The sequence below is a fragment of the Stenotrophomonas sp. CCNWLW162 genome (genome assembly GCF_037203745.1).
Lineage (GTDB): Bacteria > Pseudomonadota > Gammaproteobacteria > Xanthomonadales > Xanthomonadaceae > Stenotrophomonas > Stenotrophomonas maltophilia_AQ.
In genome coordinates this window covers 594739-611054 of record NZ_JBBCBL010000001.1, presented here as the reverse complement: position 1 = coordinate 611054, position 16316 = coordinate 594739, and the positions used below count along the sequence as shown (strand labels likewise).

Sequence of the window (16316 nt, the reverse complement as noted above, 5' to 3'; positions counted from 1 at the left end):
AGAAGGCGGGTTGCTGCGGTATGGTCGGCGTGGCATCCCACCCAGGCTCTTCCATGCAGATCGCCGTCTTCAGCGCCCGCCCTTACGATCGTCGTTTCCTTGAGGAAGCCAACCAGCGCGACGCCGCTGGAGAGGGCTTCGTGTTTGTCTACTTCGATGCGGCCTTGGATGTGCATACGGCTGCTCTGGCCCAGGATTGCGCGGCGGTCTGTGTGTTCGTCAATGATCGACTTGATGCACCGGCGCTGCACGCCCTGCATGCAGTGGGTGTGCGGGCAGTGCTGCTGCGCTGCGCGGGCTTCAACAATGTAGATCTTGCAGCGGCAAAGGCGCTTGGCCTGTTTGTTGCCCGCGTTCCGGCCTATTCGCCAGAAGCGGTGGCCGAGCATGCACTGGCACTGGTGATGACCCTCAACCGTCAGACCCACCGCGCCTACAACCGCGTGCGCGAGGGCAATTTCATGCTGGATGGCCTGCTTGGGCGCACCCTGCATGGCCGCACGGTCGGCATCGTCGGCACCGGCAAGATAGGCTTGGCCACCGCACGCATCTTCAAGGGTATGGGCTGCACCGTACTGGGGCACGATCCGTATCCGTCGGCAGGCTTTGCGGATGTGGGCGAGATGGTGGGCATGGAGGAACTGCTGGCCCGCGCAGACATTGTGTCGTTGCATTGCCCTTTGACACCGGACACCCAGCATCTGATCAACGACACCTCACTGGTGCGGATGAAGCCGGGCGCGATGCTGGTCAATACCTCGCGCGGCGGGCTGGTCGATACCCATGCGGTGATCCGCGCGCTGAAGTCGCGCCGGCTGGGTCATCTGGCCATCGATGTGTACGAGCAGGAGAGCGCGCTGTTCTTCCAGGACCTGTCCGGCGAGATCATCGACGATGAGGCCTTCCAGCGGTTGATGACCTTCCCCAACGTGCTGGTGACCGGCCACCAGGGCTTCTTCACCGTAGAGGCGCTGCAGGAGATCTCGGCGATCACGCTGGGGAATCTGCGGGATTTCGCGGCGGGGCGGGTGTGTGCGAACCGGGTGGAGGCAGGCTGAGCCGGGTGGATTGACCGCCGGGGCGCCCAGCCCGTAAAATCGCGGGCTCAGCCGGAATAGCTCAGTTGGTAGAGCGGCGCATTCGTAATGCGTAGGTCGTAGGTTCGATTCCTATTTCCGGCACCATGTACATCAAGCACTTAGGCCGCCTTTGGGCGGCCTAAGTGCTTTTCAGGGATGTGCGCGAACACGGTTTGAGCACGAATGCTCAGTTCCCGTGCGACTTCTTGCCTTTGCGCGCCTTCGCTGAAGACTTGCCGCCGCGCAGATCCAAGTACTCGGCAAGTAGGTTTTTCGGTGCAATTCCAAGTGCCTCGGCGAACTCGACCAGCTCCACGGCGTCAATGCGTCTCTCACCGCGCTCGCACTTTGAGACGAAAGTCTGTGTGTTGCCCAAGCGGATAGCCAAATCGACCTGCGACACTCCCGCGCGCTTACGAGCCGCTTTGAGAACGGCTAGCAGAAGCTGGTAGTCGGAGTTGTGCGTCGATTGAGGCATCGTGCGATGACTTGATGGTCATCACACGCTAAAGTTCGGATTGGAATAGTCCAAAATGGACTATTCATCAAAGCCGAAGGGAAGCACATGAAGCGCGTAGCGGTTCTACTAGTTGTCCTTGTTGTCCTGGCCTGGATCGGGTCGAAGCGGGTGCCGCGCAGCGAGCGCTCTGTCGCCGTCGCGCCCGCCGCAGTGGCCGAGCGGCCGCAGAAGCAGGCGCAGCAGCCCAAGGCGTCGAAGCCAGAGCCGGAGCGCCCGCTGACGTTAGCGGAGAAGAAAGCGCAGCATGAGAAGTGGTTCGGCGCTGAGATGATCGTGGCGGCCGAGCGCGCTGTTAGGGCCGAGCTGAAGGACCCGGACGCCGCACAGTTCAAGGAGGTGCGCGCCAACTACACCGAGGAGTTCGGCGTTGTCGTCTGCGGCCGGGTCAACGGCAAGAATGAGCTCGGCGGGTACACCGGCTTCCGGCGCTTCGTGTCCGGGGGCAAAAGCGTCATTCTTGAGGGACGGGATAACGTCGTCGACGCATGGGTTGGCGCTTGCCTGTAGCACCTTCACCAAATGGGAGGCGCGAGGCACCTCCCGAATCATCATTCTGGTTTTTGGCCGTTACGTCTTGACTCCACAAGCTCATCGAAGCGCGCTAGCTGTAGATTGAGCAATCGGCTCGGAAGCATCAGTGAGTACATGAACGCGAAGGCAGCGAAGCCGAGATAAAGCGCTTCCAGGCAGGTGACCAGTCGCCCGTCCGGCTCGCGCTTGGCCACGATGGTCGTTAGAAAGACCAAGGCAAGCACAATCAAGTAAGAGATGAAAAGCCACTTGTGCCGGACGAGCCTCTGGTAGACGTTGCTTCGCCTGACAGCGTCCGAACGCCACGTACGTCCTCGATATAGGCCGGGCTCGCCCAGAAGCGTCATCACTGTGATGAGAAAGCCGGCCAGGATCGAGAATACGTTGACGATCACACCGCGGGCTTCGTCGTTACCGTGGACGAACGGCTGCCCATACCAGCCGATCACCGCCGAAACGGCGGCGATCGCGGCGAACAGTCCGATTCGGCTCCAGTCAACTTCGAGGCGACGCACGTCATTGCTCCAGCAGGTTCCCCTGCGTTATCTGGTCGAAATAGGTTCCCATCTCACCCCATACGCTGGTGTGACTGACGGAATTATCCTTCGTTTCCACTTTCACGCCCGTCTGAAGTCGGATTTCCCCGGAAGTGATGCGCTCGTTCTTCTGGGTGATGATCGTGAACTCGCTTACGGGCGTCTCGGTGTCCTCATCAAGTACCGTCTCTGCGAGATCCTCGATAAAGTCCTGAGAGCTCTGGATCGCACGGGTGTTGCCATCCAGCTTGACCTCAACATTCACAATGAGGTCCTCCAGCGCCTTCTGTTTGGTCAGCGACTGGTCCTTACCTACTAGCGCGCCAAGCTCATCGCCGAGAGAACCGAGAGACTTTGCGATCCAGCTGGTGCGGCGCGCCTTCGGCAAGCTCAGATCGAAGGCGCTCACGGCCAGTTGAATGGACTTGACGCCGTGATCCTGGATCAGTTGCAGTTTGTCCAGGTTGCTCGCAGGAACGAGATCGAAGCCGCTGGAATCGTCATGGAGGTCAGCTTCCCTGAAAAGCAGGGACAAGTACAAGGACGCTTTGCTTTTGCTAATGCCGTGTCCACAGTAAAGGACATGGTGATCCTTCAGGAAAAGGAAGCAGTCCCCGTCCTTGAACTCCTTGCCCCTCGGCGGCGGCTGTGCCCCTTCATCATCTTCAGCGGTAGTTGCCTTGGGCTGAAGCGTTGATGCCTGAACGCCAGGAACATATCGCGTTAGGTGCATCAGCGTACGCCCGTTGGAATTGCTGAAGTGCTGAATCCGCACCACGTCGCCGCCTCCAAGTTCGATCTCGGTGGCATCGCAGGTGCTCTTCTTCTTGCGCGCCTTTTTTGCGATCGACTGAAGGTCAAAAGGCTGATCGTCGCGCCTGGCGCGCAGGTAGTAAACCGTCTTGGTGGTTTGGTCTGCTGGCATTGTCCATTTCCCCCTGTGTTGGCATTCCTGAATGGATATTCAGGGGCGGGAGGTTCAAAGTCAAAGTCTGCTCCTGCTGCGTCGCAGCGATTAAGACTGCCCAGGCTCGCCAGGCTGCCTGTGTCGCGTCCGTGGCCGCGCGGCCTGATACCGAACAGCCCGGACCGAACCGGGAGACTCGGGCTCACCGGGGAGCCCGGGCACAACGTTGGTGTCAGCATGCGAGTCGTCCGGGTACAGTGTGGTTAATCGAGCTGTTGACCAGCGGCCCGAGGATCGTCGGCAATGGCTATGGCGATCAGAAGTGCTTTCGGTGGCAAGAACAGCCGAGGCCAGCCCAGCATGACGAACTGAGCAGCCCATCTCTGCGACGCACAGCAGGCCCAGTCCCCCGGTGGCATTCCGCCTCCGTGGGAATTTGGAGATGGAGCACGCCTGTGACTACCCCCGAACCCAAGAAGCTCACCCCCGAAGAGCTGGCCGAACTGCACGCCCTCCCCGACGAGGCGATGACCAAGCCCGAGGAGGCCGCCGCATACCTGCGGCTGAAGCCCGCCACGTTGGCGTGGTATCGCTGCCACGGCGGCGGCCCGAAGTACGTCCGCGTCGGACCGAAGCTGATCCGCTATCGCATGGGCGATCTGCGCGAGTACGCCAAGGGCGAGCCGATGAGCGAGGGCGTCCGCAAGGTTGCCGCCGCGATGCTCGCCGCCCGCACCGCCAACGCGGAGGGCTGACCGATGGCCGCAAAAGAAAACGCCCGCATGCAAGGCGGGCGCAAGGTTACAACTGACCAGGAGATGGAGCTTGCCGAAGCTCACGGGATCAATGATGCCGCCCGTCGCCCCGTCGATACGCCATCATTCGACGACGTCGAGTTCCTGGCCCGCGCCGGCTACGAGCTGATCCCCCTGAGGCACGGCGGCAAGGCGCCCAAGGACAAGGACTGGCCGAACCGCCGCTACGCCACCGCCGCCGTTATTGCGGAGGCGCGAGCCCGAGGCAGCAACCTGGGTGTGCGCCTGGGGCCGACGGACCTTGTCGTGGACGTGGACCCGCGCAACGGCGGGGACGCCTCGCTGCGTGCACTGGTCGCCGACTGCGGCCTGGACCTGGGGCGCTCCCCGCACGTCGCCACGGGCGGGGGCGGACACCACTACTATCTGCGCAAGCCGGAGGGGCTCGCCACCGTCGGAAGGCTGCCGCAGTACCCCGGCATCGACTTCAAGAAGCAGGGCGGGCAGGTTGTCGCGCCTGGATCGGTGCATCCGGAGACCGGGCGCAGGTACGAGTCGGAGTTCTGGATGCTCGGCCCCGACGAGACGCCCGACGCGCAGGCCGCATTGCTCGAACTGCTGCGCGTCCGCCAGGTCGAGATGCCTGCCGGGACGGGCGACGCCGACAGGTGGGGCGAGGTCGCACCGTCGCAGCTTGCCGCCGCGCTGGCCGGCCTGCCCGCCGACGACTACGGCGAGGGCACGCACGACGACTGGTTCCAGCTCATGTGTGCCTGCCACCACGCCACCGCAGGCGCTGGCCGGGAGGAGTTTATCGCCTGGAGCACGCAGGCCGCGGGCTACGGTGACCACGCGGAGTCCATCGGCTACCGCTGGGACTCGCTCGCGTCCCGCACGGGCCAGGGGGGCAGGCCGACAACGGTGCGCCACCTGCACCAGGTACTCGCGAGGCACGGCGCGGGTATACCGCACGGCGCGCCGGAGGAAGACTTCGACGCATACGAGGACCCAGCCGAACTCGGGCGGGGCGTGGACGACGCGATGCTGCGCGAGCCACCGAAGCCCGAGGGCAAGGCCGCCGTGCTGGAGGAGATGAATGCCCAGCACTGCGTCGTCATGGAGAACGGCAAGTTCCGCGTCTTCACCGAGGAGTTTGACCCGGTGCTGGGGAGGCACTTCTACCAGCGCTCCACCAAGGAGGACTTCCAGAACCTCTACTGCAACAGCTTCGTCGAGCAGGTCAACGACAGGCCGACGACGCGGGCGCAGTTCTGGCTGAAGCACCCGCAGCGGCGCCAGTACAAGGGCGTCATCTTCGACCCCTCGGGCGACCACGCTGGGTGGCTGAACCTGTGGCGCGGCTGGGCGGTCGATCCGGCGCCGGGCGACTGGTCGCTGCTGAACCGCCTCATCCGCGAGGTGCTGACAGACGGCGACCCGCAGGGCTACCGCTACGTGCTGAACTGGATGGCTGCCATGTTCCAGCGTCCGTCCGAGGCCGCCGAGGTGGCTATCGCGTTCAGGGGCGCGAAGGGTACAGGCAAGGGCACGCTGGGCCGCGTCCTACAGCATATCGCCGGGGCACACGGCCTGCACATCAGCTCGCCGGAGCACATCACAGGGCGCTTCAACTCGCACCTCCAGAACTGCATCTGCCTGTTCGCCGACGAGGCGTTCTGGGCGGGCGACAAGTCCGGCGAGGCGAAGCTGAAGGCGCTCGTGACGGAGCCGACAGTCGCCTACGAGGGCAAGGGGCGCGATGCGGTGATGGGGAAGAACCTGATCCACATCGTCATGGCCTCCAACTCCGACTGGGTCGTGCCCGCCGGCCTGGACGGCGAGCGGCGCTTCGCTGTGTTCGAGGTGAACGACTCCCGCAAGGACGACCACGCGTTCTTCCGCGCGCTTAACCGCCAGCTCGACAACGGGGGCCGCGCCGCCTTCCTGCACGACATGCTCGCGCGCGACATCCGGGGGTGGCACCCGCGAAACGACATCCCGCAGAACGGAGCACTCGCCGAGCAGAAGCTGCGCGGCATGGACGCCGAGTTCTCCTGGTGGTACTCGCTACTGTACGAAGCCGAGCTGCCGGGCTACGACGAGGAGAGGGACTGGCAGGCCGGCGAGGTCGTGCTCGACAAGGTCGACATGTACGAGAGCTACCTGGCCTTCGCCCGCAGCCGCACCCGGCACCCGAGGCCGCTGCCCGGCCTAGCGAGGGTGCTGCTCACTAAGGTCGGCGTTGAGTCGCGGCAGATCAGGAGCGGCGCCCGCAAGGACAAGCGCGTGTACGTCGTCCCCGCGCTCGACCAGGCGCGCGCCGCGTTCGCCGAAATCGTCAAGGCAAGGCCCTCGCAGCTCTGGGGTTAAGGGAGGACAGCATCGCGGCCGTTCGACGCCTGACGTGTCGAACGGCTTCTTTCTGCTCGTTTCGCTTTACGGATCATGCGCTTATGAATCGGCGAACAGCCCGAACGCGTTTTTCGACTCCGAAATCGTTTTAGGATTTTCGGCGCCACGCAGACCTCGCCGACACGCCACTCTGTTGCGGGGAGACTTTCGATTCGTCGTCGGTGAGAAATAAGCTGTACAAGCTGTTCAAGTTGTTCATAGATCAATAAAGCTAAGTAAAGCAAAGAAAAAACAGCGAACAGCTTTGCGCACGGCTTCGGAGTTGCCCTTGAGAACGTCGTGCTGCGCGCCGGATGCGCAAGTCGGCGTGGACTGAGCCTGGCCGAGCGCGGCGGGCGTGACGACTGACGCGGGGAACGCGGCTGATCGTCCTTCCGACCGTGTGCGTTCTGTCCCTCGCGCGCGAGGCGAACGGCCCAGGTCGTCCCACCGATGTGCGCCACCTAATCGAGCATCAGAGGACCGACGCCATCCAAGCCGTTGATCCGACTGCTTGAACGATGGCGTGCCTGAGCGTGTAAGCACGACACCATCACAACGTAAGCCACTTTTCATCCCGGAGACCGCAGCCGTGCTTTCCATCCCGAACATCTTCACGCCCGAACGTCGCGAGCTGTTCTTCCAGGTGCTGGAGGATACGTGCTCGCCCAAGCAGGCCGCAGCAGCGGCGGGCATCAGCAGGCAGACGGCCTTCTACCACAAGGCCAACGACATCGAGTTCCGCACGCGGTGGGAGAAGGCGATCGAGGTCGCTCTAGATGCGCTGCTGGACGAGGCGTACAGGCGCGCCGCGATCGGCTACGACGAGCCGGTTATCCACCAGGGGCGCCTCGCCACCACCGCAGACCCGACGACCGGCGAGGAAAGGCCGCTCACCGTCAGGAAGCACAGCGACAGGCTCCTGGAGGTGCTGCTCAAGTTCCGCTACGGCGAGCAGATGGCGGATAGGCTGCGCGTCAGGGTCGAGGACACGGGCCTGTCGGCCGACGCGCTGCTGGCGATGCCCGCCGACGAGCGCGCCCAGCTGGTGACGCTCTTGGGCAAGTACAACGCTGCGCGGCCGCTGGAGGAAGACGATGAGTGAGAACCTGAGCGTGGCCGAAGTAGTACAGAGGGCGGCCCAGATCGACGCCATGCTAGACGCGATCAACGGCACCGCGCCCGATGCGGTCCAAGCGATGGGCGGTCGCGACGCCCTGGCCCGTCGCAGCGAGATGACCTGCGTCGGCCCGGTGCCGCGCCTGGACGCAGGCGAGTGGGAGCGCATGTCGCTTGAGTACGAGGACCGGCGCGAGCATGGTAGCGTCAACCGGGGAGACGAACCACAGTCGCCCCGGTCGACGTTTACTCACTTGTGCCACTGGTCCTTTACATGATCGGAGACCTTCTCATTCAAGTTCTGCCACGCGGCATTATTGTTGGTGGTGTCAACAATAAATAGTGAGTCGTTGCGATCCATTGCTGCCCAGACCTTATCGACAGCTTGGGATGCCGTGTAGCTGGAGTTGACGTACCAGACGGACTTGTGAACCTTTGCCCACGAGCCCAAGGATTTGATCGCATCAGTAACCTTCGAGTAATCCTGTCCTGGGCTGTACAGGTCATAAGACACAACTAGATTGTTGGCCATGGGCCATTTCCCCTGAAAGCATCTGGTTGATGCCTCTTAATCAGAGCATGAATAAGTCTCACGCGCTGCGACAATTATTGTCCTCTTACATTCCATCAGCGGGTGGCGCGATGCCAAGCCCTTGATTCGTAACCCGGGGCGACGTCGGCAGCTTCGACGGAAACACGTTCGGAGAACGATGGCGTTCGCGCCCTACGCTCCGCGACACATTGCAGGCATCCGGTCAGCGCATTGGCGCGCAGACCACCCCGAGGCCGGGGACGCGCTCGTGACAAGCGACCGGAGGACCACGACCCCACCGGAGCACACGAGCATGAAGATCACCCTCAGCGACACCCCGCTACTCAGTCCCCAGCAGATCGGCGAGCTCGCCTCGCAGCTGGACGTGCTCCACAAGCGCGCCCTCGCCACGATCGAGCGACTGAACAAGGACGTCGCGGCCCGTAAGCAGCAGATCGCTGCACGCTGGAAGAGCGCGCCGGGCCTCTCCTCCGGCGACCTCGCTCGCTTCGCCCAGAATGAGACCCTCGCCACCGTCCGCGAGATCCGCGACAACTCCAGGGCCGAGCTCGACAAGATCCTCAAGGACGCCGGCGCACCGCACGCGCAGCTCGTCGGTCAGCGAGATTTTTACGATTCCCCGGCCAAGGTCCTGGCACGCGCCGCGCTGGGCGACCCGAAGCGCACTGAGTACGTCCAGCAGCTCCAGCACGCTGGTCCCGCCGAGCTTGGGCACATGGCCCAGGTCGCCGTCGGCACGGCCAACGTTGCACTCGCGTCCGCCGTACTCTCCCTGATCGACAGGCTGCCCACGAAGGACCGGCCTGTCGGTCCCGCCGAGTTCGCGGGGGCCATGAGGCAGGACGACTACCTGAAGGTGCGGGAGTACATCAAGCTGGGCGACGCTCGCCTCCAGGGCATCCTGGTGGCCATCCGTGCCTGGACCGCCGGCAAGGCGAACCCGCTCAGCACGGTCTCGCTGGCCATGCGCGAGCAGCAGATCGATCGCGCACTTATCGGGGACGACGGCGATGCGTAGGCTGGCCCACTACTCAGCGGACCACCCGGCGGCCATCGCGCTCGCAGGCATGGTGTCTGCCCTGCGCACCGGCCGAGATGTCCTCGAGTCCTTGGCCGAGCGGGCCGAGGCGGCGGGCGTGCGGCCTTATTCCGAGTACTTTGACGACGCGGCCCGCTTGGCAGGTGTTCCGTACTGCCGCGCACTGGACCTGTACGTGGACCGCGAGACCAAGCGCCGGGCCGATCGGCTGGGATACGGGCAGGCGCACCTCGCGCTCTGCTGACTGGGCAAACGCGGCCGGAACGATGGGTGCGCAAAGGGGCGATGGGTGTTCCGGCTATGTATCAAAGGGGATGCCTCAATGGCATCCCCTTATTTTTCATGCGTTTAGGCGATTTCGCGCGCCGACGGCCAGTTAGGTGGCCCAATCCCTCGGTCTTCCCTAAGTGGTTTGCCGATCATCTTGCATAGGTATATCGTCATATGACTACTAACCAAGGGATGGAGGGTATATGGCTAACTACGCGATCGCGTTTGACTTGAATACTGTCGGCATGCGCGCTGCCGGCTTCACGAACGCTCAAATCACTCGTGTGTACCAAGTTGAAATCCCACAGGCACTGGCGACCTGCGGTTTCACTGCACACCCTCAGGGATCGCTGTATCACACCGTCAGCGATCAAGATCCAATTACCGCGTTGATGACCTTGCAAGGAGTTCTGCAAACTCAGGCCCCAAACTTCTGCGCCCATGTGAATAGGGTGCACGTATTCCGTATGGAGGAGTGGAGCGATGTCACAGCGTTGATCGCGAATCGTCCTGCCGCGTCGAGCCCGACAGCCGAGGAGGAGCTTGAAGAGCAGGACACCCTTGCTATGGCGGCTAATCAATAAGGGGGGGGGCTCCCGAGTCCAGCGAACCACGACCTAATGCCTACGTGCCCACCAACACGTAGGAGAACGTCATGAAGCTGGAAGGAATGCCCACCAAGGAACTGCTGGCCCTGCACAACCGGATCGCCGACAAGCGTGCTGGTCCCAAGACCTTCGCGACCCGAACCAAGCTCGTCGCCCGGATCGAGCAGGTCGCGGCCGACAAGAACATCGACTTGGCCTCGTTCGGGCAGCCGAAGAAGCCCAAGGCGACCGCGCAGCGCGCAGAGCCGAAGGTTCAGGCCGCCGAAGCGCCGGATGCCACCGAGAAGAAGCCGCGTGGCCTTGGTGTCGGCGCGCTCGCACGCGCCATCCTGATGGACCCTGCGGGCTACCCGCACGCGCTCATCGCGGAGATGGTCAACGCACAGGCTGCGGGCGCGGCCGCCACGGCCAAGTCGGTGCGCTGGTACGCCAACGACATGCGCAAGAGGGGCGTCGAGGTGCCGCCGCGTCAGAAGCACCACCCGGCCGACATGGACGAGGAGCAGTCCGCCGAGGCGCTGTCCACCGTCCGGATGGTCGAGCCCGCGCCATCCAACGACTGACGCCGTTCTCCCGCCGTGCACGAAAAAGGGCCACCTTCGCGGTGGCCCTTTCTTTTCATTCGTTTGTGCGCGATCACGTCCCGACGGTGGATTAGGAGATCAGTGTCGGGGGCCATTCGCCCTTGGCCCATTCAAGGCCGAGCTGTTCGAGGATGTAGCGCGACGCCGCCTCCTGATGCTTTCGCAGGTGCTCGGGTCCGACGTGGATGTAGCCCATCGTGACGTTGCTCGCCGCATGGTTGAGCAGGTACTTCAGCTCAAGCAGCGGGACGCCCGCCTGCACCGCCAGCGTGGCGAACGTGTGCCGCAGGGCGTGGCCCGTCAGTCCGTCGAGCTCGTGCTGCGCGATCTCGGCGACGTGGCCCGACTTAGACTCGGCGGGGAACAGCCACGGCGTCTTGCGGTGGAGGCGCGGGTTCTCCTCGACGCGGTGGCCGAGCAAGTCGGCGAGCGGCCCGGACAGCGGCAGGTCGAACGCTCGGGTCGATCCGCCCTTGGGCTTGGGCACGTGCAGTCGCCCGGAGGCGACGTCCAGGTCGGATGCTCGTGCCTCGCAGGCAGACGTGCGCCGCATGCCCGTCAGCACCATGAAGAGGTGCAGGTCCCGCCGCACCGGGTGGAGACCGAGCACCGCCTTGCCCCACGCCTTGAGCCTGTCCGTCGGGGCGTCGACCTTGCGGCGCCGCAGCCCGTGGTAGTCCACATTCCCGCAGGGGTTCGGCGGCAGGTCGGGGTGCTCGCGCAGGCCCCGGTTATACACGGCCCTGAAGATGCGGAAGGCGTTGTCCGCCGAGGGCGCGCCGTGCCGCCCGGTGATGCGGCGGTGCCTGTCGCGCACGCCCGAGCGGTCCGCGCCGAGCTCGGCCAGCGGGCGGTCGAGCCAGTCGGACAGATACTGCTCGCAGTTATAGCGGTAGTCGTCCTTGGTCCGCGGTGACAGCGGCTTCGCGGCCAGGTGGAGGTCGAGCGCCTCGCGCAAGGTGATCCCGCGCGCACGCGCCCGGCGGCGCTCCTCGTTCGGGTTGGTGCCGCCCCGCATGCCGACCAGCGTCTGCCGGGCGGCATCCCTGGCCTGCTTGGCGTCCATCGCCGGGTGGTCGCCCATCTTCGTTCTGACCTGTCGGCCGTTGACAAGGGACTGCACGTAGAAGCTGCGCTTGGTGGGGGTGACGATGAGGTAGAACCCCCTCATCTCGGTGTCGGCGTATAGGGCCGACTTGCCCGGCTCAGGCTTCGGTGCCCTCTCGACGAGGGACTGGGTGATCTTCGACTTCATGCTGGCTCCGTGGGTGGCGGGGCCACGGCACGGACACGGTTTCGCACCACAAGATGCCGTGTTCAGACGCGCCGTAAGTGGCCCTGAAGCCTCATTAGGTCGCGGTTCTCCCTTGCTGTAAGCGCACTTAGGCCATCTGATACCAAATCATGGCACTATGCGCGCGCAGCGATTCGTAATGCGTAGGTCGCAGGTTCGACTCCTGTTTCCGGCACCAGTTGCAATGAAAAGCCCCGGCCTTGGTCGGGGCTTTTTTTGTGCTTTGGTAGCGCCGGGCCATGCCCGGCGGAATGCCGGCCCCAGTAGTGGCAGCCCATGGCTGGCAGCCCCTAATTTCCGAATCTCGCGGCCAGCCCGGCTTCCCAGGCGCTTAGCGCCGCGCCCTGTTCCCGATCTGGAAACCGCACCCGGCCATTCCTGTGCTATGAATACACGGCCTTGCTTCAAGGCACTTTCAGGGATTGGAAGGATGCGCAGGTTCGGGGGAACTGCAGGCGGTGTGTCGACCAGCTTCAGGGGAGTTGAAGATCAAATTCACAAGCTGGGTGCCTTAGGCGCTTGGCTGTGCTGCGTGCTGCTGATCGGCCTTGGCGTGTCGCCAGCCGCAGTTGCCCAGACGACGGTCACGTACATCCACACGGACGCGTTGGGCTCGGTCGTGGCTGAAAGCGATGCCAACGGCAACGTGATCAAGCGCTATGACTACGAGCCCTACGGCGCCGTGGTAGGCGGTCAGGTCACGGACGGACCGGGGTATACCGGGCATGTGAGCGATGCGGCCACCGGGCTGAGCTACATGCAGCAGCGGTACATGGATCCGCAGCTGGGTGTGTTCCTGTCGGTGGATCCTGTGACGGCGTATGAGCAACCGGTTGGGCAGTTCAATCGCTATCGGTACGCGAACGGGAATCCGTACAGGTTCACGGATCCAGACGGGCGGGAGAGTGGTGCAGCCTTCAAGGTAGTCAACGACGCCACGAATGGGCAGCCGATTACTCCACCGCCCAAAAATCCAAGCGACAGACTCGGGCCGGCAATTGGCGCTGCACTGACAGCAGTTCTGGCCGCTCCAGTGCTGGCAGAGGTAGGTCTGGTCGCAATGGCAAATCCAGGAGCAGTTGCCACGGCAGCCGAAATTGGTGCAGGAGCTGCTGGTGTCACGGGCACCTCTGGCGCGGTGGCGGGAAAGATCACCGGATACACGAAGCATGGGTTGAATCAGGCGATCTCCCGCGATGGTGGCAGAGGTGTTTCTGCAAAGGCCATACTATCGGCGGTAAAAGACCCTGCGAAGGTCGCCGAGCAGGTCGGTGGCAGGACTGCTTACACCGGGAAAGATGCGAAGGTAGTCCTGAATGGTGAGGGGAAGGTCATAACTGCCATTCCAAGAAGCAGCGATGGGTTGAGAGACCCGAAGGTGAAGTGAAATGAAACGGTCTATCTCGTCCCGTCTGCATTCTCTGTTGGTTGAAATCGCAGCGAAGCACAGCCTTCACTTGCCTGAAGAGGGCATCAAGCACCTTGTCAAACAGGACCGCGAGTCGCTGATCGATGCATTAGTGCAAGAGTTTTCGGAGACCGGTTTGGGATCTGACGATGAGCCTAATCAACGAGGCGTCGAGATCGAAGAGATCATCGATTTCGTTGGCGCTATCGCTAATCAGACTGATGCGTCCAGCGACTAGGCAATGGTTTATTTGGAGTCGTAGGCGGCTGGGTCGCAGGTTCGACTCCTGTTTCCGGCACCAGTTGCAATGAAAAGCCCCGGCCTCTAGTTGGGGCTTTTTTTGTGCTCTGGTAGTGCTGGCCGCTGGCCGGCCCCCCAGTAGTGCCAGCCCATGGCTAGCAGCCCGCGATTCCCGAACCTCGCGGCCTGCTGGCCCCCCCCGGCTTCTCAGGAGCCTAGCTCCTAGCACTGTTCCTGAACCGGAAACCGCACCCGGCCATTCCTGTGCCATGAATACCCAGCCTTGCTTCAAGGCACTTTCAGGGATTGGAAGGATGCGCAGGTTCGGGGGAACTGCAGGCGGTGTGTCGACCCGCTTTGGAGGATTTGAAGATCGAATTCGCAAGTTGGGGGCATTTGGCACCTGGCTTTGCTGCGTGCTGCTCATTGGCCTTGGCGTGTCGCCAGCCGCAATTGCCCAGACGACGGTCACCTACATCCACACGGACGCCTTGGGCTCGGTTGTGGCCGAGAGCGATGCCAACGGCAACGTGATCAGACGCTATGACTAAGAGCCCTACCGGGCAGTGGTAGGCGGTCAGGTCACGGACGGGCCGGGGTATACCGGTCATGTGAGCGATGCGGCCACCGGGCTGAGCTACATGCAGCAGCGGTACATGGATCCGCAGTTGGGGGTGTTCCTGTCGGTAGATCCGGTAACGGCGTATGAGCAGCCTGTGGGGCAGTTCAATCGGTATCGGTATGCGAACGGGAATCCCTACAAGTTCACTGATCCTGATGGACGGCAAGCGATTCCTATGCCGGCCCCTTACATCCTTCCCATCCCGGTTCCCAACCCCGGTGGAAACATCCAGCGCAGTGAGGATACATCCGGGGGGAATCGCGAGAGCGGGCCAAGTGGAAGGCCAACTTCGAGGCCCACTGAACGTCCCGCAGGTCGGGATACAGTTCGGCGGGGGCGAGACGGGCAGCCAATACCCAATCGTTTCCCCGACCGACCACTACCCACGAAGCCCAATGGTGAGCCTGCACCAGAACCGGATGCGGCTGGCCCGCATACGCAACTGGGTCAGCGAGATGGTAGAAATGGAAAGTACGACCAGGCGAGAGAATTCGACGGTCAGGGGAGGCCGGTAAAGACTATTGATTTTACTGACCACGGCCGGCCGGGCAGTCATACGAACCCGCACGAACATCCTTACGAGCCGAGTGCTACCGGGGGCACTCCTTCACGCGGACCCGCGCGGCCGCTTAACGGAGGCGGATAGTCATGACCGTAAACGCTTGGGACTTTCCAATCACGGGAGACAGGGTAGTTGAGGCGTTAAGAGAGAGCTTCAGCACGAGTGATATTTGGCTGCTATCGCATTTGGATGTCCCTTCGGGAGCGAAGTCAAAAGCGACCTTGGGTCATCTTCGAGAGCGGATGGTGAACAGGCCGTTAGAGGTGTCTACAGGTGATCTGTGCGATGCGCTTGCTGGCGCGCCGCAAGTATGGGTACTGGACATCCGGCTATCATCCGACCACGAAGTTCAGCTCTACATTGAAGATGGTGAGGTATTTGAGGAGAGTCTGGACAGGATGGTCGGAACCGGAAATATCGCTGGACCGACAGACCCGGGACTGAGATGAAATGCAGGTTCGACTCCTGTTTCCGGCACCAGTTGTAATGAAAAGCCCCGGCCTTGGTCGGGGCTTTTTGTTTTGGGGGCGTTGGAACTCTTTGATTGGCGAGGGATTCGCTGCAGTGGTAGGCGGTCAGGTCACGGATGGCCCGGGGTACACCGGGCATGTGAGCGACTCGGCTACGGGGCTGAGCTACATGCAGCAGCGGTATATGGATCCGCAGTTGGGGGTGTTCCTGTCGGTGGATCCGGTGACTGCGTATGAACAGCCTGTTGGACAGTTCAATCGATACCGGTATGCGAACGGGAATCCTTACAAGTTCAAAGATCCTGACGGGCGCATCGTCGAAACCGTATGGGACGTTGCAAACATCGCAATGGGCGCGACCAGTGCCTACTCGAACTTTAGCCAAGGCAATGTTGGGGCGGGTATTGTCGACTCAATCGGCGTGGCGATTGATGCGACGGCAGCTGCAGTGCCCTTTGTTCCCGGAGGCGCGGCTGCGGCAATCAAGGCCGCCAGGGGGCTTGAGAAGGCTGTTGACGGTGCGCGCACAGCAGACAAGCTCGGCGACGCGGGCAAGATGGTTGGAGATCTTCCAAAGCCACCCACGGGGCCGGGGTCAGTTCCAGTAGCACAACGAGACCTACAGCGGTTGTTCACTGATTCCGCACGAGAATCCAAGCGAGCTGAACAAGGTGGAAAGTGCGCGACGGGCTGCGGGACGTCAATTGATCGGAGCAATTCCGCCGGGCATCATGTCGAGCGACACGCCGACGGTGGTCCTACAACATCCTCCAATCATGCCGAGGTCTGTTTGGACTGCCACAAGCAATTGCACGGGAGAGATTAGCA

General features: G+C 62.7%; 21 protein-coding genes and 1 tRNA gene. 17 read left to right on the top strand and 5 right to left on the bottom strand.

Going from position 1 to position 16316, the window contains the following annotated elements; all coding sequences use genetic code 11:
- Nucleotides 1–53: 53 nt before the first annotated feature.
- Complete coding sequence (locus tag V9K93_RS02940) at nt 54–1058, top strand: 2-hydroxyacid dehydrogenase (protein WP_136638346.1); 1005 nt, start codon at nt 54–56, stop codon at nt 1056–1058.
- Between the two features lie 50 nt (nt 1059–1108).
- Nucleotides 1109–1184 (top strand) — tRNA-Thr (locus tag V9K93_RS02935).
- 82 nt (nt 1185–1266) lie between these two features.
- On the opposite strand, the gene V9K93_RS02930 is transcribed toward V9K93_RS02935, so the two are convergent.
- Nucleotides 1267–1557: a helix-turn-helix domain-containing protein gene (locus V9K93_RS02930; protein WP_337302060.1), complete on the bottom strand. Its 291-nt coding sequence runs from the start codon at nt 1555–1557 to the stop codon at nt 1267–1269.
- 87 nt (nt 1558–1644) lie between these two features.
- On the opposite strand from V9K93_RS02930, the gene V9K93_RS02925 reads away from it, so the two are divergent.
- Entirely contained in the window at nt 1645–2106 is a 462-nt protein-coding gene (locus V9K93_RS02925; protein WP_337302059.1) for a hypothetical protein, read from the top strand.
- A 41-nt stretch (nt 2107–2147) separates the two neighbouring features.
- Here V9K93_RS02925 and V9K93_RS02920 read toward each other — a convergent pair whose 3' ends face one another.
- Nucleotides 2148–2645 (bottom strand): hypothetical protein, encoded by a 498-nt coding sequence (locus tag V9K93_RS02920; protein WP_337302058.1) that lies wholly within the window; start codon nt 2643–2645, stop codon nt 2148–2150.
- A 1-nt stretch (nt 2646) separates the two neighbouring features.
- On the bottom strand, nt 2647–3591 hold the full coding sequence (locus V9K93_RS02915; protein WP_337302057.1) for a hypothetical protein: 945 nt from the start codon (nt 3589–3591) through the stop codon (nt 2647–2649).
- Between the two features lie 437 nt (nt 3592–4028).
- Here V9K93_RS02915 and V9K93_RS02910 point away from each other — a divergent pair, with 437 nt between their 5' ends.
- The 4 genes from V9K93_RS02910 to V9K93_RS02895 all read left to right on the top strand — a co-directional run bounded on the left by V9K93_RS02910 (nt 4029) and on the right by V9K93_RS02895 (nt 8116).
- Nucleotides 4029–4328 (top strand): helix-turn-helix transcriptional regulator, encoded by a 300-nt coding sequence (locus tag V9K93_RS02910; RefSeq protein WP_337302056.1) that lies wholly within the window; start codon nt 4029–4031, stop codon nt 4326–4328.
- 3 nt (nt 4329–4331) lie between these two features.
- Nucleotides 4332–6698, top strand: a complete 2367-nt coding sequence (locus V9K93_RS02905; RefSeq protein ID WP_337302055.1) for a bifunctional DNA primase/polymerase — start codon at nt 4332–4334, stop codon at nt 6696–6698.
- Between the two features lie 613 nt (nt 6699–7311).
- Nucleotides 7312–7824: a hypothetical protein gene (locus V9K93_RS02900; RefSeq protein ID WP_337302054.1), complete on the top strand. Its 513-nt coding sequence runs from the start codon at nt 7312–7314 to the stop codon at nt 7822–7824.
- Nucleotides 7817–8116 (top strand): hypothetical protein, encoded by a 300-nt coding sequence (locus V9K93_RS02895; protein ID WP_337302053.1) that lies wholly within the window; start codon nt 7817–7819, stop codon nt 8114–8116. Before V9K93_RS02900 ends, V9K93_RS02895 begins: the two co-directional genes overlap by 8 nt.
- On the opposite strand, the gene V9K93_RS02890 is transcribed toward V9K93_RS02895, so the two are convergent.
- Entirely contained in the window at nt 8089–8370 is a 282-nt protein-coding gene (locus tag V9K93_RS02890) for a CRISPR-associated protein Cas2 (RefSeq protein ID WP_197648335.1), read from the bottom strand. The two genes, V9K93_RS02895 and V9K93_RS02890, sit on opposite strands and share 28 nt — an antisense overlap.
- Nucleotides 8371–8683: 313 nt before the next feature.
- Here V9K93_RS02890 and V9K93_RS02885 point away from each other — a divergent pair, with 313 nt between their 5' ends.
- The 4 genes from V9K93_RS02885 to V9K93_RS02870 all read left to right on the top strand — a co-directional run bounded on the left by V9K93_RS02885 (nt 8684) and on the right by V9K93_RS02870 (nt 10871).
- Nucleotides 8684–9409 (top strand): hypothetical protein, encoded by a 726-nt coding sequence (locus V9K93_RS02885; RefSeq protein WP_337302052.1) that lies wholly within the window; start codon nt 8684–8686, stop codon nt 9407–9409.
- A gap of 49 nt (nt 9410–9458) precedes the next feature.
- On the top strand, nt 9459–9674 hold the full coding sequence (locus V9K93_RS02880; protein WP_337302051.1) for a hypothetical protein: 216 nt from the start codon (nt 9459–9461) through the stop codon (nt 9672–9674).
- A 229-nt stretch (nt 9675–9903) separates the two neighbouring features.
- Complete coding sequence (locus V9K93_RS02875; RefSeq protein WP_049431447.1) at nt 9904–10284, top strand: hypothetical protein; 381 nt, start codon at nt 9904–9906, stop codon at nt 10282–10284.
- 71 nt (nt 10285–10355) lie between these two features.
- Nucleotides 10356–10871 (top strand): hypothetical protein, encoded by a 516-nt coding sequence (locus V9K93_RS02870; RefSeq protein ID WP_337302050.1) that lies wholly within the window; start codon nt 10356–10358, stop codon nt 10869–10871.
- 91 nt (nt 10872–10962) lie between these two features.
- Here the strand turns inward: V9K93_RS02870 and V9K93_RS02865 are convergent, their stop codons facing one another.
- Nucleotides 10963–12147: a site-specific integrase gene (locus tag V9K93_RS02865; RefSeq protein WP_337302049.1), complete on the bottom strand. Its 1185-nt coding sequence runs from the start codon at nt 12145–12147 to the stop codon at nt 10963–10965.
- Nucleotides 12148–12646: 499 nt separating this feature from the next.
- Between V9K93_RS02865 and V9K93_RS02860 the strand changes: the two genes are divergently transcribed.
- From V9K93_RS02860 to V9K93_RS02835, 6 genes are all read left to right on the top strand, one after another.
- Nucleotides 12647–13573: an RHS repeat-associated core domain-containing protein gene (locus V9K93_RS02860; protein ID WP_248298434.1), complete on the top strand. Its 927-nt coding sequence runs from the start codon at nt 12647–12649 to the stop codon at nt 13571–13573.
- 1 nt (nt 13574) lies between these two features.
- Nucleotides 13575–13832, top strand: coding sequence for a hypothetical protein (locus tag V9K93_RS02855; protein WP_046983285.1), 258 nt, complete (start codon nt 13575–13577; stop codon nt 13830–13832).
- Nucleotides 13833–14178: 346 nt separating this feature from the next.
- The gene (locus V9K93_RS02850; RefSeq protein WP_337302048.1) at nt 14179–14385 is read left to right on the top strand and encodes a hypothetical protein; all 207 of its coding nucleotides are present in this window, start codon (nt 14179–14181) and stop codon (nt 14383–14385) included.
- 15 nt (nt 14386–14400) lie between these two features.
- Nucleotides 14401–15102, top strand: a complete 702-nt coding sequence (locus V9K93_RS02845) for an RHS repeat-associated core domain-containing protein (RefSeq protein WP_337302047.1) — start codon at nt 14401–14403, stop codon at nt 15100–15102.
- Between the two features lie 2 nt (nt 15103–15104).
- Nucleotides 15105–15467: a hypothetical protein gene (locus V9K93_RS02840; RefSeq protein WP_337302046.1), complete on the top strand. Its 363-nt coding sequence runs from the start codon at nt 15105–15107 to the stop codon at nt 15465–15467.
- A gap of 1 nt (nt 15468) precedes the next feature.
- Nucleotides 15469–16314: an RHS repeat-associated core domain-containing protein gene (locus V9K93_RS02835; RefSeq protein ID WP_337302045.1), complete on the top strand. Its 846-nt coding sequence runs from the start codon at nt 15469–15471 to the stop codon at nt 16312–16314.
- Nucleotides 16315–16316 lie beyond the last annotated feature (2 nt).